Consider the following 18,471-nt stretch of genomic DNA (forward strand, 5'->3'; position numbering starts at 1 on the left):
CTTGCTACCAAGAATATACAGACCTGTATATATACACAATTGAATTTTTCTCACTAATAAAGTTAATTTAATTCAGCATGACTTTCTATAATTAAGATTAAATTATCTTTTTATAATTTAAACTTTATAAAATCAGTAAAATGTAAACTCAAACTAAACAAAAAGTTAATCTTATAAAGACTAACTTATTAAATGACTTTATTTTAAAGTTATATTAATGAACACCAACTGATCAGTTATTAATCAGATAAGTTATTTTGAATCTTAAAATTCAATTTAACTGAAAATTTTTCTTAATACCTAAACCTAAAATAAAAGGCTGGCTTTCTCTTCTTTAAATAACTGAATAAGCGGCTTAGTTAAAAGCTCATAGCGCCAACCCAATAAATAATCTGGGAGATCCTGTTCATCACCTTTAGTAAGCACATGCTGATGAATCGCATTTAACCATTTCTTACGTAGTAAAACTTCTTTAGGTATAGAGGTTTGTTCTATCGCTTTAGCAATCAATGCATCCATTTTATTCAGGGTTTCTTTGGATGTAATTTTAAAAGGTTTAGCAATTTTAGCTGGCCAGTGCCCTTCAACAGGTAAGTCTTTTAAAAGATCAAGAATAACCTTGCCGTATTCACGAACAACATTCGGACGAATATCTTTTACTTGAGATAATTGGAAACTATTGCGTGGATTTTTTTCGACTAAATCAATCATCGTCGAATTTCTAAGGATAAAACTACGTGGCTGGTTTGTTGCTCTAACCACCTCTTCACGCCACTCACTTAAATTTTGCAATTGCATTAATTGACGGCGTGAATGACGATAATTGCCCACATCTGTATATAACAACGGGGTTGGTGTTTCACTAATAATTTCTTTGGTTAAACTACTACAATCCTCAAGAACATACTCATAAAGCCCTTTTTGTTTGAGCTGATCTTTAATATGGTTAGCCAATTGCATAAGGTATAAAACATCATTTGCCGCATAGCATAGCTGTTGCGGAGATAAAGGACGTGCCAACCAGTCTGATCTAGTCTGGTCCTTTTCAATATCAATCTCTAAACAAAGCTTTAAAGCACCTTGATAACTTACTTGTAAACCATGTCCCAAAAAGGATAATCCAACTTGAGTATCAAAAACATTTAATAGGTTTTGTTCATCGGCATAGTGATAGATTAAATCAATATCTTCACCACATGCATGAAAAATATTTTGTTGAGCAAGAAAGATTTTTTTCCAAAACTCGCTTAAATCTAAAGACACTCCATCCAGCAAATATACATTTCCGTTGACATTGACTTGACATACTCCAAGTTTAGGCCAAAGGGTATCAACCTTAATAAATTCTGTATCAAGCCCATAAGTTGAACATTGATCCATTTGTTGAAGAACATCAACCAATTCGGTTTGCTGTTGGATAAACTGAAACATGCTTTCTCAAGTAAATGCAAAGAGTGCTTTAAACTCTGGTATATATAACATAGGATTAGAAAAATGCTACTGAATCCTTGATGAATAATCTATTTTTGAACAATTTTCCAAAAAAGAGATAATTTTTTGATCATTATTTTAAATTTTTCAAATTTAATGTCCTTCTAAATGTTTATTTTTTACAAAAGCTTTTTTTAATTTATATATTCACTGAGTAGTTTTTAAAAATATGTTTTTGTCTTTTAAAAGATTTTTTGATAATACGATATTATTCAAAAAATCTTTGAAATAAGCACCGAGGTACTTATTTCATACGCATACGGTTATGAACAGCCTGACTTAAGGTATGACTATCCACATATTCAAGCTCGCCACCTTGTGGTACGCCTTGAGCAATACGTGTCATGTGAATAGGTAAATGCTTCGTCGCTTCAACCAAATAATGTGCTGTCGCCTGACCTTCCACAGTAGCATTAGTTGCCAAAATGACTTCTTCGATCGTACCTTGGCTTAAACGTTGGATTAGATAAGGAATGCCTATTTCTTCTGGCCCGATTCCATCTAATGGAGAAAGGTGTCCACCCAACACATGGTATTTGCCACGAAAACTACCACTTTGCTCGATTGCCATAACATCTGCCGGAGACTCAACTACACAAAGCAATTGATCATCTCTTTCTGTTGAAGCGCAAATATCACAAATTTCGTGCTCTGTTAAAGAGTGGCAAACACTACATTCATGAATATAACTTGATGCTTCATGTAGAGCATGTGCTAAAGCAAATGCACCTTCACGATTTTTCATCAAAAGATGTAAAGCCATACGTTGGGCCGACTTCGGTCCAACGCTAGGCAAAATACGTAAAGCTTGAACGAGTTGTTCAAATCTATCACTAAACACTGATTTTCCTTAGAACATGCCTGCTAAACCAGGAGGTAAACCCATACCTGAGTTAGCTTTTTGCATTTTTTCTTCAGAAACTACTTCAGCTTGACGCACAGCATCATTCACCGCAGCTGCGATTAAGTCTTCAATCATGTCTGGTTCGTCTTGAAGTAATTCTGGATTAATTTCGATACGTTTTACGATATAACGGCCAGTCATTGTTACTTTAACTAAACCACCACCCGCTTCAGCGTGTACTTCAGTTTGAGCAAGCTCTTCTTTAGCCTTTTTTATATTTGATTCCATATCTTTTTGCATGCGCTGCGCTTGCTGCATGAGCATATTGATATTCATAAACCTAACTCCGTATCTCTATCAAATATTTCAAGTATTATTGATAGTCATATAACACTTCGGAACTTAAACTCTTTGAACGCCCCTATCGATCAGTAAGATCATTGAGGTCAGTACGTTTAAATCAAAATTAATCCGCAATTCTGACACAATAAATTAATGTTTTCTATTGGTATCTATGAAACTCTTTTAGGTAACTCATCCATTTAAAGCTTTCTATACGAAACTTTTTACTGCGAAGGCCAGTTCTAAAATTTAAGTTAAACTACTGCGAGGCTTGGAGGGTGCTATTGTCAGGTTTGTATTCATTCAAAGGAATTTTCTGAAAAGAGGCATTCGCTTTTTCTATTGTATGATCAGCTTCTTCAACTGATTTATTTGCATCATTAATCAATAGAACAGTTTCGTTAATTTGAGTCGGTTCATCCTTTTGGGCAAATACTTTGTATCCAACCAAACCAATTGCCCCTATAGCAACTAAAATAATTATAGGCTTAAGCATGGTTAAAAACTCACTTTGTTATTTTTATTAAATTTAGAACTTTTATACGTTGTGATTTTTAATTCATTTACAACAAAATGTAGCTTTTTTATTTCAATCGTTGTTTGTGAGTAACTTACCTTAAAGTAAAGCCACACTAAAATGAGTGTGGCTTAATTCTTAAATATATAAATTTTATTAGATCAAATCTAATCCACGTGAGATATCACCAATAATATCGTTAATATCTTCTAAGCCAACCGAAACGCGGATTAAGCCTTCTTGAATACCAGCAGCTTGTTTTGCTTCAGCAGAAAGTTTGCCGTGTGTGGTTGTAGCAGGATGCGTAATTGTTGATTTCACATCACCTAAATTACCCGTGATAGAAATAAATTTGGTGTTATCAATAACCTTCCATGCGCCTTCACGCTCACCTTTAACTACAAAAGAAACAATCCCGCCAAAGCCATTTTGCTGTTTTGCTGCAAGTTCATGACCTTCATGAGTTGGAAGCCCGCCATAATAGACCTTTTCTACTTTTTCATGTGTAGACAACCATTCGGCAAGTTTTTGAGCATTTTCACAGTGCGCTTTCATACGTAAACGTAAGGTTTCTAATCCTTTTAAGAAAATCCATGCATTAAACGGACTCATAGATGGCCCTAAAGTACGCACCACGCTAAAAACTTCTTCTAGGAGTTGATGTTTACCTACCACTGCGCCACCTAACGCACGGCCTTGACCATCTAAATATTTAGTCGCAGAGTAAATCACGAGATCTGCACCCAACTTTAACGGTTGCTGTAAAACAGGTGTACAGAAACTATTGTCAACAGCAAGTAATGCGCCATTTGCATGCGCAATATCTGCAAGCGCTTGGATATCTGCGATTTCAGCTAATGGATTAGACGGTGACTCAACAAATAATAGTTTAGTTTCTGGACGTACTGCATTTTTCCATGCATCTAAATCGCGTAGATCAACAAATGTGATATCTACACCAAATTTGGCAATATATTTTTCAAATAAAGCGACAATAGAACCGAAAACTGCTCTTGAGCAAATAACATGATCACCTGCTTTTAGATACGCCATAGCAATCGATAGAATTGCTCCCATACCTGAGCTTGTAGCCACGGCACGTTCAGCCCCATCTAAAGCCGCTAAACGTTTTTCGAACATCGATACAGTCGGATTAGTAAAACGAGAATAGATATTTCCTTGAACCTGACCAGAAAATTTTGCAGCTGCTTCAGCAGCGTTTTCATATACAAAAGATGAAGTCAAAAAAATTGGTTCACCATGCTCACCTTCAAAACTACGAGTGTGTCCGGTACGAATGGCTAAAGTATCAAGTTGGTATTCTAAATCATCAGACTGGTTCATTAAATGTTCGCCTTTACTGGTCATGTACTAAAAACTATCATCATTTTGAGTGCCTAAGGTATTTAAGGTCAAGGTAAACCTGAAAATTATCGCTTAGACTTCAATCAATCTTTAGTATAGTTGGTAAAACAAGATGAAACGCTTAAAGTCCCTTGTCTCAGAACAAAGTCAAATCAAGCACCTCTCTACCCGACTATTTCGTCCTCAAACATTAGTATTGTCACAAAGCACTCCGTTTGAAGTGATTGGTGAATTCAATCAAACCCGCGTTCGTTATTATGCAGCTACAGAAAAAAGCTTTAGAGAACCATTAATATTTGTGGCACCTTTAGCCATTAATATGGCGATTTATGATTTATATCCATATCGTTCTCTTATCAAATACTTCCAAAATGCAGGTTTTGACGTATACCTTGTCGATTGGGGGCGTTTAGGCTTTAAAGATAGACGTCTTAACTTTTTATCGTTTATTGAAGATTTTATTCCTAAAGCTATAGAACTTGTTCGCACACATTCAGGCAGTGATCAAATTTCTCTACACGGATGGAGTATGGCTGGCATATTCGTTACTTTATATACAGCGCATAATCATCCGAATTATGTCAAAAACCTTATAGTCTTAGGTAGCCCAATCGATAGCTATGCTTCTGGTTATATTGGAAAACTCTACCGAACCATAAACAACACTATTGCCCGCAATAAAAAGCTTCAGGAACGTATTTACTCAGGTTTACCGAAGCGTTTGATTCATACTCTGGGCATTTTAAATTCTTTAGGCTTTAAAATTCTTGACCCTAAAGGCTGGTTCGATGGTCATATTCAATTACTTAAGAACCTTAATGACCTTCAGTTCGTACAAGAACATGCCACATTAAGCAGTTTTTTAAACAATATGATTGATTATCCGGGAGGTATTAATCAGGACATGTTATTTAATGTTTGGCTGCAAAATCCATTAAGACAAGGTTCTATTCAGTTAAAAGATAAAAAAATCGAATTAAAAAATATCGACTGTTCACTCTTAGTTGGAGCTGGTCGTAGTGATCAATTAGTGACGGCAGATGCAGCTCAGCCATTAAGTCAGTTAACCAGTAGCCAAGATGTTACATTTACTCTTATTCCTGGCGGTCATTTAGGTCTAATGTCAAGCCAAGCAAGTGCGCAGGAATTCTGGCCAAAGCTAGCAACATGGCTGAGTGAGCGTTCAACAAAAATCTAAATTTAGACATAAAAAAGCCCTCTATATGAGGGCTTTTATCTAACATTTTCTCTATGAACACAAATCTAAGCTAAAACTCACTAGAAGGATAGTTTTTTAAATACAAAGTACCCGACCTTACTTTCAAAACTTCCATCTTTTTGAATATTAAAATACTTTTTAACAACATCTGCTGCATTTTCTTGGAGATACCTAAGCGTTTTTATTTGATCTTCAGGTGTCTTCATGCGCTGTACCCAACTATCAAAATCTAGTTTGAGGGTTTGTTTCTCTAAAGTTGTTAATTCAAACCCAGCATCTTCAATAAAGTGAACCCAGTCTTTAATACTGTAATTTCTTACATGACTAGGGTCTCGAATCACTTCTATAGTCTGTAAAAATGTATCTAAAATAGGGAAACTTGAGCTAATAATATCAACAAAAATAACAGTGCCATTTGGCTTTAATACACGATTTATTTCTTTCATTGCTGTTGGGACATGCTGCCAATGATGGGCAGAATATCGACTAATGATTACATCAAATTGTTCATCAGTAAAAGGCATATCTTCAGCAATGCCTTGTTGTACAAAAATATTTTTTATTTTTCGAGCATTGGCAGCTTTTGAAACTGTATCGAGCATTTCATGAGATAAATCATAAGCAAAAACCAGATCTGCATGGCGAGCAACGTTATAAGCTACATGACCACCACCGCAACCTAAATCTAAAACAACGGCATTTGGATATTCATCAATTTCTTTAATGAATTTATCAAACTCGACCCCTTCAGAGTGAGCTGTGCTATTCAAATAACTTAAAGATTTATTTTGATACTGTTTTAAATTTATCTCATGTTGATTCAACATGGCTTATTCCTCTTCTTTGATGAGTTAACCATAAAAGAAAAAGTAGATAAAAAATAATGATTAGTTTTTCAATAATTAATAAAATAAAGTTATAGTTTGTATCTCTATCAATTCTTAATAAAAAAACCACCATATGGTGGTTTTTTAATGTAAGGCCAAGTTCATATTTAAAAATTACTTTGCAGTAAATTTAATATTGAACTTTCTTACTTGTTTTCTAACTTCCGGATTAGAAGGTAAAACAAAGGGACTTGCACGCCATATCGCCTTTTCAATACTCGACTTAAACTTTTGGTCTTCTTTATCTAGAAAAATAATTTGCTCAATCTCACCAGTATCACTTAAAAAGACTTTAACGCTAGCACTCATTCCCACTGAAGAAGGCGGAACATTCCAAATTTTAAAGATCTTTTTTTGATATTGTTGCTTGTACTTTTCTGCTTCTACAATAATTTTGTCATCATCACTTTTTGCTGGTGATAATAACTTAGAATTAATTGTGCACCCACTTAATAACAATATAGAAGTTAAAATAATGACGTTTTTCATTTATAAAACCAATTTTTTCAACGATTAAAATTTAACATTTTATCTTTTTAAAAACCACCTAAATGGTGGTTTTATACTAAATAGCTACTACTAAATATGTTCTTAGCAAATTCTAGATTTTAGCTAATTTACCAGGATTATTTAGTTTAACTATTTAATTATAATTTTCAGCATCGTTTTAAAAAGATATTTTATAACGTGAATTTATACTTGAGTGTTCAGGCATATCAGCAATATCCTGCTCAGTAAAAATTCCATGTTCAAGTACTTTAGTGCCATTAAAGGCAGTATTAACCGGAGTAACAGGTGATTTAGTAATATAATTTTCATCTGCTTTTTGTGTTAGCGATGCACACCCTTCTAAACCAAATCCTGTAGCCAATACAAGTAACAATCTCTTCATCTGTCTCACCTGTTATTATAAAAATCAAACAATCTAACAAATTATCCACTGATTGTCACATTTTTAAAACGATTGAGACTAAGCCAATTCTTTACAAAAACTCAATGAAATGTAAAGTAATTTGCATAAAGTGTTAAATTGTGTAAAATACCTAAATAATTTAATGATATGTTTTAACTTATGATCTTTTTACTTTTCTTATTTTTGTTATTTACCTTTGTACTCCTCTTAAATGCACATTACAAACACTAGGTATTTGTATCTGTTCTTCTCTTCTGTTAAATATTTTTTGAAAAATTAAATATTTTCTTAAAAGCGTTTACTTACTTTCTTTAGTCTAGATTTTTATAAATACAAAAAAAGCCCGCTTTGTAAGCAGGCTTTACCCTTTTTGATTTTTTGCGCTGATCATTCAGGACTTTTTGCTGTTTGTGACAGCGCTCGGATATTACACTTATACTTAAAGATTAAAAAGACTAATCTTTTTTAAACTGATGCATTTACTCATCAATTTCAATCGGATCGCCGTCTTCAGGACGAATATACCGTGTCCCATCATCAGCAGGATCGACACTAGAGCCATCCTTAGTAATCGAGTTATACATTTCGTCCTCTTTTTTATCGTCTATGAATTCTTCATCTTCAAAATCAAGAGGCTCGTCATCATCTTCAAAATTTAAAGGCTTTTCTTCATCTATCATGTGAACCATCCTTTTTTAAGCTATGTGATTTCATGCTCAAATAAATATCGGATATATTCAACAGTGAACACACATCATTTATGTAAAGAATACTTAAAAATTATTAAAATATATAAAAAGTTAAATAGTGTTATTCAAAATATTTTAAAAACTCTTCTAACTCAGGTAAATGTGCAAAGTTTTTATGAGCATCCCCTAACACAACCCAATCATGTTTTGACTCTATACAAAAATTAAGTTTTAAATCTGGTTTAAACGGTTGTTCGAGAAGCCCCAACGGTATCCACATATAGTTTGTACCATTAATTTTATTAGGGACAGGCGAACCACATCTATTACAAAATGATGAAGTAAAACCAGTTTCTTTTTTATAGGTAGCCACATATTCCTTACCCATCAACCAATTAAACTGATTTTCTTTTACTAAAGTAGCGGCATTCGCTCCAGTACCTGTTTGTTTTCGGCATAAGCTGCAATGGCAGTGATAAACCGTTTTGATTTCACAAGGTACAGAGAATTTTACTTTATGGCATAAACAAGAACCGATGTTAATCATATAACGTACTTATTTCATTACTATAAAAATTTTAATCATGACTTTAAATATTGGTTAAGTATATATTTTAATTGTTTAATATAAAATATATCTAATCTTTTGATTTAAAACAGATTATAAAAAAGATCTTGATATATAAAGCTTTTTTATATTATAAGGTGAAATGTGACTTTAAATAACACTTGAGTAATTAATAGTCATTGAAATATTGGGAATAAACCTTATATTGAGTACAGGTTCATACCTTTAACTGAGGAAAAGCTCATGAATAAATTAATGGTTGCGGTATTCGCTGGAATGGTGACCCTTGCCGGTTTCAGTGCTCAAGCTGCAACACCTGAGCAAGAATGTCAAAAATTGCAAGATGATTACAATTTGATTTATGCGTCAAAAGGCTTTTGTTTTAAAGACCAAGATGCTAAAGAAAAATATGGTAATGAAAACTGTCATACGACTAAGCCAAAATTCTCTGATAAAGAGCAGCAACGTCTAGACGCAATTAAAGAACGTCAAAAAGAATTGAAGTGTAAATAGTATTTAAAGGAATAATACATGGCATATGATGATCAAAATATCTTCGCAAAAATTTTACGTGGTGAACTTCCAGCGATAAAACTCTATGAAGATGATCAAGTTCTAGCTTTTATGGATATTATGCCCCAAGCCGATGGTCATGCATTAGTTATTCCAAAAACTCCTGCAGTAACTTTACTTGATTTACCTCCTGAAGCGGCAGCTTATACCATCCAGATCGTGCAAAAAATTGCTAAGGCAATGGAAACTGCATTAAATTTGGATGGAATTGTGCTCATGCAGTTATCAGGAGCAGCTGCCGGACAAACAGTCCATCATGTTCATTTTCACCTAATTCCGACAAATGTTCACCAACTTGGCAAACATGCGGCGCAATTAGGAGACCAAGATAAAATCAAAGCTTTGGCTGAGAAAATTAAAGCAGCACTTTGATTTTAAGAGATAAAAGCGGAGTTTAAACTCCGCTTTTTTTATTTAAAAAGTGTAATAAAATCAAAAGAAAATAAAGTATTTCCAATTTTTAATTGTCATAAAACTGTCATTTCTTCTTCACTCCATTGTCACAAAGTTTACAGATACTTCTTAGCAAGTTGGTGAGCTTCTGTAACTTTTTGTACATAAGCCAACTAAAAAATAAAAGTTAGCTAGGCATACGCCATTTAAAAATACCTTTTGGAGAAATCTCAATGAAGAAATTGCTTCTCGCTGCCGCAGTTGCAACTTTGAGCGTAAACGCGGTGCAAGCAGCGCCAACTTTGTACGGCAAACTAAACGTTTCCATTAACCAAGTTGACAACAAAAATTTCGATGGTAAAAGTGACGTTACCGAAGTTAACTCAAACTCTTCTCGTATTGGGGTAAAAGGCGAAGAAAAGTTGACTGATAAGCTATCTGCTGTTTATTTAGCTGAATGGGCAATTTCTACTGACGGTTCTGGTTCAGATACTGACCTTAGCGCCCGTAACCGTTTTATTGGTTTAAAAACTGAAGGCGTCGGTACGTTAAAAGTAGGTAAATATGACTCTTACTTCAAAACCTCTGCTGGTAGCAACCAAGACATCTTTAACGATGACACACGTTTAGATATTACAAATATTATGTACGGTGAAAACCGTTTAGATAACGTAGTTGGTTTTGAATTAGACCCTAAATTATTAGCTGGTTTAACATTCAATATCATGGCTCAAACTGGTGAAAGCACTTCTGATAGCAAAAAAGGCGAAACTGGTAAAGACAGCAAAAATGATAGCTTCGATTCAGTTTCGACTTCTCTAGGTTATGAAAATAAAGACTTAGGTTTAGCAATCGCTGCTGCTGGTGACTTCGGTATTAAAGGTAAATATGCTGCTTACGGTTTGAAAGATGTTTATACAGACGCTTACCGCGTAACTGGTTCTTATGACATTGCTAAATCTGGTTTTGTAGTAGGTGCTTTATGGCAACATGCTGAACCTACTGATGACTTGACTGCATATGGTCAAACATATAAATCAGATGGTTCAATCGATAAAGCTGGTAAAGCTTACCGTGGTTTAGAAGAAGAAGCATACGCGGTAACTGCTGCTTATAAAATTCCTAACACTAAACTTAAAGTAAAAGCAGAATATGCTTCTGCTGAAACACAAGTAAATGGTCAGGCAGATCGTAAAATTGACTTGTATGGTTTAGGTCTTGATTATCAAATCAATAAACAAGCTCGCTTCTACGGTATCGTTGCTCAACAAAAACGTGACTGGTTGAACGACGACGACAAACAAACTGTTGTAGGTACTGGTATTGAATATAACTTCTAATCAGTTATGTTTGATTCAGATCTGAAATAAAAGGGCTTATGCCCTTTTATTTTGTTATGCCAACAAAAAAGCCGATATTTTTATATCGGCTTTGAAAATTTATATCTTATTTTAAGAAACCACTTACAAGGTTCATCACATTTTGAATATCTTGGTTAGCTTCTTGATGATCTGTACTCTCACCTTGAGGTGTTAAAGAATCAATGACCTGAGGTAAGACAGAAGCGATTGCACCATAAACTTGTTCTTTTGGTGCTTGAGCTTGCTGAGCAACTTGTTCAATGTCTGCTGGATTAAACAGACTTTGTAATTGCTGGGTCGGAACTTCACTATTACTTTGATTTGGATCAACCCAACTTTGAACTTGGCTACCTAAGCCAGCGCCTTTTAACTTCTCAAGAGCAGCTTGTAAACCACCTTGTTGCTGAACCCAACCTAAGATTAAAGGTACTACTGCAATTAATAAACTTTGTACACCACCACCAGCTTGAGGTGTGTTGTTATTACCAGTGACTTGTCCTAATACAGAACCCAATACTCCACCAAGACCACCTTGGGCACCAGATGAAGTATTACCACCCATTTGTCCTAATACAGAACCTAAAATTCCACCTAAACCACCTTGACCTGACGCTTGCTGATTCCCACCTAAAGCTTGCTTAGCCAAAACTTCTACAATGTTGCTTAAATTTGTCATGAGTAACTCTTATGTATGGTTTATACATGAGCATACGCGTTTTTTTGTTAAGACAGCAAAAATCAAATTGTTAAATTTTGAAAGAGATTGCAAGGTCTTTTACCAACGGAATTTATTCCAATTTTCTGGATTTGCCCAAAATTTTGAATTAAACCAGTCTGGTACATGCTTATAGGTCAAAATATTAAATTGCCATAAAGCAAAATCACTATCATGTGAAGTCTTATCAATAAGTTGGGTAAAACCTAAAGAACGCAGAAGCTGTTCATCACTGCGTTTGCTCACGACAACAATTCGTTTTGCTAATAAATCTCTTAGCTTTACTAATAATTGTGATTTCTGCACATCGCTGATGTCCTGCATTTCATCAGTATCAAACAATACAAAACCCAAATCATAACGCTGAGTAAAAGGCAGACTTAACAGCTCAGTTACGGTAAAATAGTGCCATTGAATTGCGTTATTCTGGTCAATTTTCTGGCCAATACAAAGTGCAGTATGAATAGGCTGTTCGTTTGATAAATCGTCTAGCATAGAAGTGATGACATTTTGTTCAGCCATAACTGCAACCCTTAATTGAAAGATGTGAGTTTAAACTTTATGGAACTACAAGGCATTTGCCATAAAATGCATGCAGGCCTAAAAGATGCTAGTGTAACTGATCAACAGACAACCAAGGCAAATGTTGAATACAAATTTGTATTAGACCGTTCAGAAATTGATCTTCCTTTTAATTTAGGACAAGAACTAGAAATCGAATGGACAGGTAATATTTATTGCACCTCTTGTGGTGCTAAAACACCAAAGTCTTATTCTCAAGGCCACTGCTTTAGATGCTTTAAAACGAAAGCGGAATGTGACCTTTGCATTATGAAACCTGAAACATGCCACTACCATTTGGGTACATGTCGTGAAGATGATTTTGCCCACAGCGTATGTTTCCAGCCTCATATTGTCTACTTAGCAAATTCAAGTGCTTTAAAAGTAGGTATTACTCGCGTTAGCCATATGCCTGGTCGTTGGTTAGATCAAGGGGCAACTCAAGCCTTACCTATTTTAAAAGTTGGTTCACGTCGTTTATCCGGTCAGCTTGAAACCATGTTTGGTTCCTTAATTGCAGATAAGACAGATTGGCGTAAACTTCTCAAAGGCGAAGCTGAGCCTCTAAATTTGATTGAACAACGTGATCAGTTAATTGAAGAATTCGCTCCTAAAATTCAAACTATTCGTGAAGAATTTAGCCAAAATCTTGAATTTAACGAAACGGTTGAATTACTAGAAAATGAATTGCCACGTGAGTTTGTTTACCCGGTTGAACAATATCCTGAAAAAATTAAGTCTTTAAACTTAGATAAAACACCAAAAATTCGTGGAGTATTGCAAGGTATTAAGGGCCAATATTTAATTTTTGATATTGGCGTTATTAATATCCGTAAATATACAGGTTACGAGCTGATTGTACGTGCATAAAAGTCGATTTAAAAAAGCCCCATAAAAATGGGGCTTTTTAATCAATATAACTAAGATAATCTATTTCTAAATAACCAAGCTGCTAAAGGTAAAGTTACTATTCCCAGCACAATCATTGGTAAAAAGTTCAATTTGACTTGGGCAAAGCTTGCACCTTCCAAATAAACCCGCTGTACCAAGTTAATTCCAAATCTTAATGGATTTGCATAAGTTGCTACTTGTAATGCTTTTGGCATGTTTTCTACAGGTGTCAGTAAGCCTGAAAGTAACATTAAAGGCATAATCAATAAAAATGTAAAAAGCATAGCTTGTTGCATATTTAAAGATAAAGCTGAAATTGATAAGCCCACACCAACTACAGCCACGTTAAAGCTGAATAATCCAAAATAAAGCAGTCCAATAGAGCCATTCATTGGAATTTTAAACCAGAACAAAATAATTAATAAAATAATGGTCGATTGCATCAAACCTACAAAAATCGGCGGCAAAGCCTTACCAATCATAATTTGTAATGGCGTATAGGGCGTCACTAATAATTGATCAAACGTACCCTGCTCACGTTCACGCGCAACTGATAAAGCAGATAAAAGTAATGTCTGCATCATACTTAATGCTGCAATTAATGCAGGCATTAAGCTCCAACGAGACTCCTGATTTGGGTTGTACCATGTTCTTGTTTCAAGGCTAATCGGTAAAGCTGAATTAAACTTTTGCTGATTGAACTGACCAATAATTTTATTTAGATATGATCCTGCAACCATAGCTGTAGATGAATTTCTACCATCAACAATGACCTGTATAGGAGCGCTTTGGTTATTGTTTAATTTACTCTCGAAATCATTAGGGATCGCAATTATGAGCAATGCCTGACGGTTATCAATGACCTGTTTGATTTGTTCGGTATATTCCAGTGTTGCAACACGCTTAAAAATACCAGAGCCATCGAGCTTCGAGATCAGCTCATGTGAAATCTGCCCGTTGCTCTGATCTAAAATTGCATAATCTACATGGTTAACGTCATAAGTAGCCGCATAGCCAAATAAAAGTGCTTGCATCAGGGCGGGTACAAATAGAATAGCCCTATTTGCAGGATCACTAAAAATGGTTAAGAATTCTTTTTTGACTAAAAAACTTAATTGTTTCAGCCACGTGATTAATTGCTGCCACATAACTTTATCTCAACCGTTTTTTCAGTGAAAAGTTCACAGCACATATCAAAACAACGATATATCCCAATAAAATACCGCACTCTTTAAACCATAGCTTCCAATCATCACCTCCCATAAATAAAGTTTTAATTAAAACCATAAAATGCGTCGCTGGAAGTAACTGGCTAATAATTTGCACAACCAAAGGCAAATTGCGTGTATCAAAAACAAATCCGGAAAGCATCAGCGCTGGCATAAAACTTGCCAACAAAGCAATTTGACTCGCCTGAAACTGACTTTGGGCAAAGCCAGATATAGTTAAACCAAGTAATAATGAAACGATTAAATATAGAAATGAAGCAAATAAAATTGAGAATAATGAACCGCGCATAGGTACTTCAAAAATAAAATGTGCAGCAACAATACAAATAACGATATCAATCATGCCGACAACAACGTACGGAATGAGTTTTGCCAACACAATTTCAAATGGTCGTACTGGCGTGACAAATAAGGCTTCTAATGTTCCCCTTTCCCTTTCACGCGCAATAAGCAGACCCGTTAAAAATGCGCCAATTAAAGTTAAAATGAGTACCATTAAACCCGGCACTAAAAACCAAGTACTATTACCAGATTCGTTAAACCATATTCTTTGTTCAATTTTAACGGCGCTTGCAGATGCTAATATGGGGCTACGATCAATTTGTATTGATGGCGCGGTAGCCAAAGCACCCGCGACATACCCCTCTAAAGCAGTTGCTATGGTGGTCGATCTACCATTTAATAGCAATTGAACCTTTGCGTTACCTTGTTGGGCCTGATTTGCAAAATCGGAAGGCAAATGCAAAATCGCATCAATTTTGCCATTTCGAATGGCCTGTTCTGCTTCAGGCAAATTATGAAATTCTAGACTGGTTAAATATCGCGATCCATTTAAGCCAGCTAAGACCTGATTGACCTGCGGCGAGGACTGATCAACTACAACACCAACTCGTGCTTGGTTCAAGTCAAAAGAAAGTCCATAACCAAACAGTAAAATTAAGATAACAGGCAAAACTAGGCCAATTCCGAGACTGCTTTTGTCACGAAGAAGCTGTTTAGTTTCTTTCCGAACTAAGGCTTTCAAGCGACTCCAAAATGCAAAGCTCATTGTAGGTCTCCTAACCCGCATGCCTTAATGCACGTGCTTGTTCCACAATTGCAATAAAAGCCTCATTCATATCAACAATATGTTTATCTTTACTTGCCAATTCGCGGACCTGTTGAGGAGAACCTAGGGCTAATAACTTTCCTGCATCTTGTATGGCAATGCGGTCACAATATTCTGCTTCCTCCATAAAATGGGTGGTAATAATGATGGTAATGCCTTGATTTGCGAGTTTACCAATGCTGTACCAAAATGAACGCCGTGCAAGCGGGTCTATTCCACTCGTAGGTTCGTCTAAAAATAAAATTTCTGGTTCATGTAATAATGCAGCCGCCATAGATAAGCGCTGTTTATAACCACCAGGTAAATCACCACTTTTAATTTGCGGCTTTAAATCATATTGCTGTAAAGCTTTATCAATTTGTTGATCTAGTTTTTTGCCCGATAAACCATAGGCTCCACCAAAAAACTTTAAGTTTTCCAACACAGTTAAATTGCTATACAGTGCAAATTTTTGAGAGACGTAGCCTACTTTAGCTCTTGCTTCAGCACGGGCCGTCCGTAAGTTTTTACCTGCAACTTCTAGGTAACCGCTACTTGCCGGTAGTAACCCACATAACATGCGAAATGTCGTGGTTTTACCAGCTCCATTTGGCCCCAGTAACCCAAAGATCTCTCCACGCTGTACAGTAAATGACGTATTGGCAACAGCAGTAAAATCTCCAAAAGTTCTGACTAAATCTTTAACTACAATGACCGCTTGGTCGGATTGCGAATTATTGTTTTGTTCGGATCGAAAAGCCTGCTCAGAAATAGAGATTTGTTGTTTTTGATTTTGTTGTAACAACATCATAAAAGCATCTTCGAGTTCAGGTGGTCGCCTATTTGCGGCTAATCCCAGAGGTAAAATATCTATTGATAGTTCTTTTTGGCGACTAATAAAGTTTACTTGCTCTCCTCTTGGCACTGCATCAATAATCTCTCCAGAATTTCCAAGCAACTGGGCTTGTACAATCCGAGTCTTAATCTGCTCTGAAGGTTTTATTTGCCATGTTTGCTCATGTACTAACGCTTTTAATTGTTCAGGTGAACCTTGTCTTAAAATTTTGCCTTCATGCATGATATACACGTAAGCACACTTTTCTGCTTCATCCATATAAGCGGTACTCATAATTACGCTTAAATTTTCTTCCTGAACAAGTTGTTCAATAATGATCCATAAATCCCGTCGTGATAAAGGGTCTACTCCAACACTAGGTTCATCGAGCAACAGTAACTCTGGGGAACGAACTAGAGTACATGCCAATCCTAGCTTTTGCTTCATTCCACCAGAAAGTTGCCCTGCTAGACGTTGAGTAAACTGAGTAAGATCCGTTATTTCCAATAAACGTTTAAATCTTTGGTTACGTACATTTTTTGGAACGCCGTGTAAGTCGGCATATAAATTTAGATTCTCTTGTACACTTAAGTCTTCATAGAGTCCAAAACGTTGTGGCATATAACTAATACGGTCTTGGACAACTTGAGGATGTTTTTCAATATCAAACCCGAGCACATGAAGAGAACCTGAACTCGCTTTATATAGTCCTGCAATTAACCTTAATAAAGTTGTTTTACCCGCACCATCTGGACCGACTAAAGCGGTAAGCTCTCCTTTTTTGATTTGCATATTCAAATCAATAATTGCACTAATATCTGCTGACTTTTTATTTTCAGCTTTAAAATTCATGAATAAATTATGGGCTTGAACCACTGCTTTACTATCAATCATGGGTTTTCTCACTGAAAGCAAGTGGGACTTTTACTGTCACAGGTTGACCCATTTTTAATTGATCATTCGGATCATTTACATACACCCGAACTTCGTAAACAAGTGTTGTTCTAATCTCTTCTGTCTGTACTGTTTTAGGTGTGAACTCAGCCACTGAAGATATATAGCCAATTTTTCCATTAATAGGCTGATTGGGATAAGCATCACGAATAACTTGAGCCGTGCCTCCCATTTTAATTGAACTTAAATCTTGTTCATTTACATACACACGAATCCATTTTGGATTGGTCAAGGCTAATGTATAAACGGCCTTTTGAGCAGTTGTCATGTCGCCAACTTCTTGCAACCGAGCTCGTACCACTGCATTTACAGGAGACCTTAGTTCTGCTTGAGTAAGGTTATAATTAATTAAATCTAAATTAGCCTTAGTCACTTCATATTGTGCCCTGGTTGCTTCACGATCTTCTTTTCGTGCACCTTTAATTAATAATTCTAAATTGGCTTGTCTTTCACGGACCGCTGCCTCAGCACTATGTTGATTACTTTTGGCATAGTCGAGTTCTTGTTGGCTAATTGCTCGACCATCCGTACTGCTTACCAAAACTTGTAAGCGTTGCAAGTTTTTATTGGTTTTATCAAGCTCAGCTTGGGCAGACGCAAGTTGAGCTTTTGCTTGGGTGATTTCTTCAGGACGAGCTCCAACCTCTTGTTTAACAATTGCCTCTTGTTGAGCTTTAAGTTGTGCTTGAGCTTGCTTTGCCTGAATTTGTAATGCATTGGTATTAAGAGTCGCCAGTACTTGACCTGCTTGAACTTTATCGCCCTCTTGAACTAAAAGTTTCTGAATACGGCCAGACTGTTCAAATGCAAGTGAAACTTGGCGGATATCCACATTTCCATATAAAGTTAATACATCATTATCTAATTGTTTTTTATGATTATATCCCCATACCCAAAAGCCGATGGCAACTACAGCTATAACAACTAAAATGCCGGCAATCACTTTTTTATTCATCTTTTTGGCCTTCTTATTAAATTCAAATTTACATAGTTTAAATTCAATTTAAATTTAAATTACCTTAATCTTTGAATAAAAG

21 protein-coding genes are annotated in these 18,471 nt (G+C 35.6%); 5 read left to right on the forward strand and 16 right to left on the reverse strand.

Annotation, left to right across the window (positions count from 1 at the left end):
* Positions 1–306 precede the first annotated feature (306 nt).
* From KNQ97_RS00665 to KNQ97_RS00685, 5 genes are all read right to left on the reverse strand, one after another.
* Positions 307–1,431, reverse strand: coding sequence for an HRDC domain-containing protein (locus KNQ97_RS00665; protein ID WP_002133477.1), 1,125 nt, complete (start codon positions 1,429–1,431; stop codon positions 307–309).
* Between the two features lie 304 nt (positions 1,432–1,735).
* Positions 1,736–2,332 (reverse strand): recombination mediator RecR, encoded by a 597-nt coding sequence (recR, locus tag KNQ97_RS00670; protein ID WP_000490551.1) that lies wholly within the window; start codon positions 2,330–2,332, stop codon positions 1,736–1,738.
* 9 nt (positions 2,333–2,341) lie between these two features.
* On the reverse strand, positions 2,342–2,671 hold the full coding sequence (locus KNQ97_RS00675) for a YbaB/EbfC family nucleoid-associated protein (RefSeq protein WP_001024697.1): 330 nt from the start codon (positions 2,669–2,671) through the stop codon (positions 2,342–2,344).
* 265 nt (positions 2,672–2,936) lie between these two features.
* Complete coding sequence (locus tag KNQ97_RS00680) at positions 2,937–3,173, reverse strand: hypothetical protein (protein WP_000917295.1); 237 nt, start codon at positions 3,171–3,173, stop codon at positions 2,937–2,939.
* Positions 3,174–3,350: 177 nt separating this feature from the next.
* The gene (locus KNQ97_RS00685) at positions 3,351–4,538 is read right to left on the reverse strand and encodes an O-succinylhomoserine sulfhydrylase (RefSeq protein WP_005128729.1); all 1,188 of its coding nucleotides are present in this window, start codon (positions 4,536–4,538) and stop codon (positions 3,351–3,353) included.
* A 133-nt stretch (positions 4,539–4,671) separates the two neighbouring features.
* On the opposite strand from KNQ97_RS00685, the gene KNQ97_RS00690 reads away from it, so the two are divergent.
* The gene (locus tag KNQ97_RS00690) at positions 4,672–5,757 is read left to right on the forward strand and encodes an alpha/beta fold hydrolase (RefSeq protein ID WP_253611664.1); all 1,086 of its coding nucleotides are present in this window, start codon (positions 4,672–4,674) and stop codon (positions 5,755–5,757) included.
* An 80-nt stretch (positions 5,758–5,837) separates the two neighbouring features.
* Here the strand turns inward: KNQ97_RS00690 and KNQ97_RS00695 are convergent, their stop codons facing one another.
* The 5 genes from KNQ97_RS00695 to KNQ97_RS00715 form a co-directional block, all read right to left on the reverse strand.
* Complete coding sequence (locus KNQ97_RS00695; RefSeq protein ID WP_000934177.1) at positions 5,838–6,605, reverse strand: class I SAM-dependent methyltransferase; 768 nt, start codon at positions 6,603–6,605, stop codon at positions 5,838–5,840.
* 174 nt (positions 6,606–6,779) lie between these two features.
* The gene (locus KNQ97_RS00700) at positions 6,780–7,154 is read right to left on the reverse strand and encodes a TonB C-terminal domain-containing protein (protein ID WP_000800035.1); all 375 of its coding nucleotides are present in this window, start codon (positions 7,152–7,154) and stop codon (positions 6,780–6,782) included.
* A 178-nt stretch (positions 7,155–7,332) separates the two neighbouring features.
* Entirely contained in the window at positions 7,333–7,557 is a 225-nt protein-coding gene (locus KNQ97_RS00705) for a hypothetical protein (RefSeq protein WP_253611665.1), read from the reverse strand.
* Positions 7,558–8,057: 500 nt separating this feature from the next.
* A complete protein-coding gene (locus tag KNQ97_RS00710; RefSeq protein ID WP_253611666.1) occupies positions 8,058–8,258 on the reverse strand; it encodes a hypothetical protein in 201 nt (66 codons plus the stop codon).
* Between the two features lie 130 nt (positions 8,259–8,388).
* On the reverse strand, positions 8,389–8,814 hold the full coding sequence (locus tag KNQ97_RS00715; protein WP_000608152.1) for a GFA family protein: 426 nt from the start codon (positions 8,812–8,814) through the stop codon (positions 8,389–8,391).
* A gap of 264 nt (positions 8,815–9,078) precedes the next feature.
* Between KNQ97_RS00715 and KNQ97_RS00720 the strand changes: the two genes are divergently transcribed.
* The 3 genes from KNQ97_RS00720 (at position 9,079) to KNQ97_RS00730 (ending at position 11,141) form a co-directional block, all read left to right on the forward strand.
* Positions 9,079–9,348, forward strand: a complete 270-nt coding sequence (locus KNQ97_RS00720; RefSeq protein WP_001037927.1) for a YARHG domain-containing protein — start codon at positions 9,079–9,081, stop codon at positions 9,346–9,348.
* Positions 9,349–9,366: 18 nt separating this feature from the next.
* A complete protein-coding gene (locus tag KNQ97_RS00725; protein WP_253611667.1) occupies positions 9,367–9,780 on the forward strand; it encodes an HIT family protein in 414 nt (137 codons plus the stop codon).
* A gap of 254 nt (positions 9,781–10,034) precedes the next feature.
* Positions 10,035–11,141, forward strand: coding sequence for a porin (locus tag KNQ97_RS00730; protein WP_000734916.1), 1,107 nt, complete (start codon positions 10,035–10,037; stop codon positions 11,139–11,141).
* A gap of 106 nt (positions 11,142–11,247) precedes the next feature.
* Here KNQ97_RS00730 and KNQ97_RS00735 read toward each other — a convergent pair whose 3' ends face one another.
* Positions 11,248–11,838 (reverse strand): YidB family protein, encoded by a 591-nt coding sequence (locus KNQ97_RS00735; protein ID WP_000183448.1) that lies wholly within the window; start codon positions 11,836–11,838, stop codon positions 11,248–11,250.
* Between the two features lie 99 nt (positions 11,839–11,937).
* On the reverse strand, positions 11,938–12,399 hold the full coding sequence (locus KNQ97_RS00740; protein WP_000840537.1) for a DUF6231 family protein: 462 nt from the start codon (positions 12,397–12,399) through the stop codon (positions 11,938–11,940).
* Between the two features lie 39 nt (positions 12,400–12,438).
* On the opposite strand from KNQ97_RS00740, the gene KNQ97_RS00745 reads away from it, so the two are divergent.
* Positions 12,439–13,308 carry a DUF2797 domain-containing protein gene (locus tag KNQ97_RS00745; RefSeq protein WP_002133536.1) on the forward strand — a complete coding sequence of 290 codons (870 nt, stop codon included), beginning with the start codon at positions 12,439–12,441 and terminating at the stop codon, positions 13,306–13,308.
* Between the two features lie 50 nt (positions 13,309–13,358).
* On the opposite strand, the gene KNQ97_RS00750 is transcribed toward KNQ97_RS00745, so the two are convergent.
* The 4 genes from KNQ97_RS00750 to KNQ97_RS00765 are packed head-to-tail and all read right to left on the reverse strand — an operon-like array spanning position 13,359 to position 18,389.
* Positions 13,359–14,477: an ABC transporter permease gene (locus KNQ97_RS00750; protein WP_000267845.1), complete on the reverse strand. Its 1,119-nt coding sequence runs from the start codon at positions 14,475–14,477 to the stop codon at positions 13,359–13,361.
* 4 nt (positions 14,478–14,481) lie between these two features.
* A complete protein-coding gene (locus KNQ97_RS00755) occupies positions 14,482–15,606 on the reverse strand; it encodes an ABC transporter permease (RefSeq protein ID WP_005124109.1) in 1,125 nt (374 codons plus the stop codon).
* A 10-nt stretch (positions 15,607–15,616) separates the two neighbouring features.
* Complete coding sequence (locus tag KNQ97_RS00760; RefSeq protein WP_000567274.1) at positions 15,617–17,374, reverse strand: ATP-binding cassette domain-containing protein; 1,758 nt, start codon at positions 17,372–17,374, stop codon at positions 15,617–15,619.
* Positions 17,367–18,389: an HlyD family efflux transporter periplasmic adaptor subunit gene (locus KNQ97_RS00765; RefSeq protein ID WP_253611668.1), complete on the reverse strand. Its 1,023-nt coding sequence runs from the start codon at positions 18,387–18,389 to the stop codon at positions 17,367–17,369. The genes KNQ97_RS00760 and KNQ97_RS00765 overlap by 8 nt, the downstream gene beginning before the upstream one ends.
* Positions 18,390–18,471: the final 82 nt, after the last annotated feature.

It is taken from the genome of Acinetobacter sp. UC24323 (assembly GCF_024151445.1).
GTDB classification, from domain to species: Bacteria; Pseudomonadota; Gammaproteobacteria; order Pseudomonadales; family Moraxellaceae; genus Acinetobacter; species Acinetobacter baumannii.

Coding starts and splice junctions, on each gene's coding strand:
- KNQ97_RS00665 (WP_002133477.1), bottom strand. CDS start 1,431: ATGTTTCAGTTTATCCAACAGCAAACCGAATTGGTTGATGTTCTTCAA.
- KNQ97_RS00675 (WP_001024697.1), bottom strand. CDS start 2,671: ATGAATATCAATATGCTCATGCAGCAAGCGCAGCGCATGCAAAAAGAT.
- KNQ97_RS00680 (WP_000917295.1), bottom strand. CDS start 3,173: ATGCTTAAGCCTATAATTATTTTAGTTGCTATAGGGGCAATTGGTTTG.
- KNQ97_RS00685 (WP_005128729.1), bottom strand. CDS start 4,538: ATGAACCAGTCTGATGATTTAGAATACCAACTTGATACTTTAGCCATT.
- KNQ97_RS00690 (WP_253611664.1), top strand. CDS start 4,672: ATGAAACGCTTAAAGTCCCTTGTCTCAGAACAAAGTCAAATCAAGCAC.
- KNQ97_RS00695 (WP_000934177.1), bottom strand. CDS start 6,605: ATGTTGAATCAACATGAGATAAATTTAAAACAGTATCAAAATAAATCT.
- KNQ97_RS00700 (WP_000800035.1), bottom strand. CDS start 7,154: ATGAAAAACGTCATTATTTTAACTTCTATATTGTTATTAAGTGGGTGC.
- KNQ97_RS00705 (WP_253611665.1), bottom strand. CDS start 7,557: ATGAAGAGATTGTTACTTGTATTGGCTACAGGATTTGGTTTAGAAGGG.
- KNQ97_RS00710 (WP_253611666.1), bottom strand. CDS start 8,258: ATGATAGATGAAGAAAAGCCTTTAAATTTTGAAGATGATGACGAGCCT.
- KNQ97_RS00715 (WP_000608152.1), bottom strand. CDS start 8,814: ATGATTAACATCGGTTCTTGTTTATGCCATAAAGTAAAATTCTCTGTA.
- KNQ97_RS00720 (WP_001037927.1), top strand. CDS start 9,079: ATGAATAAATTAATGGTTGCGGTATTCGCTGGAATGGTGACCCTTGCC.
- KNQ97_RS00725 (WP_253611667.1), top strand. CDS start 9,367: ATGGCATATGATGATCAAAATATCTTCGCAAAAATTTTACGTGGTGAA.
- KNQ97_RS00730 (WP_000734916.1), top strand. CDS start 10,035: ATGAAGAAATTGCTTCTCGCTGCCGCAGTTGCAACTTTGAGCGTAAAC.
- KNQ97_RS00735 (WP_000183448.1), bottom strand. CDS start 11,838: ATGACAAATTTAAGCAACATTGTAGAAGTTTTGGCTAAGCAAGCTTTA.
- KNQ97_RS00740 (WP_000840537.1), bottom strand. CDS start 12,399: ATGGCTGAACAAAATGTCATCACTTCTATGCTAGACGATTTATCAAAC.
- KNQ97_RS00745 (WP_002133536.1), top strand. CDS start 12,439: ATGGAACTACAAGGCATTTGCCATAAAATGCATGCAGGCCTAAAAGAT.
- KNQ97_RS00750 (WP_000267845.1), bottom strand. CDS start 14,477: ATGTGGCAGCAATTAATCACGTGGCTGAAACAATTAAGTTTTTTAGTC.
- KNQ97_RS00755 (WP_005124109.1), bottom strand. CDS start 15,606: ATGAGCTTTGCATTTTGGAGTCGCTTGAAAGCCTTAGTTCGGAAAGAA.
- KNQ97_RS00760 (WP_000567274.1), bottom strand. CDS start 17,374: ATGATTGATAGTAAAGCAGTGGTTCAAGCCCATAATTTATTCATGAAT.
- KNQ97_RS00765 (WP_253611668.1), bottom strand. CDS start 18,389: ATGAATAAAAAAGTGATTGCCGGCATTTTAGTTGTTATAGCTGTAGTT.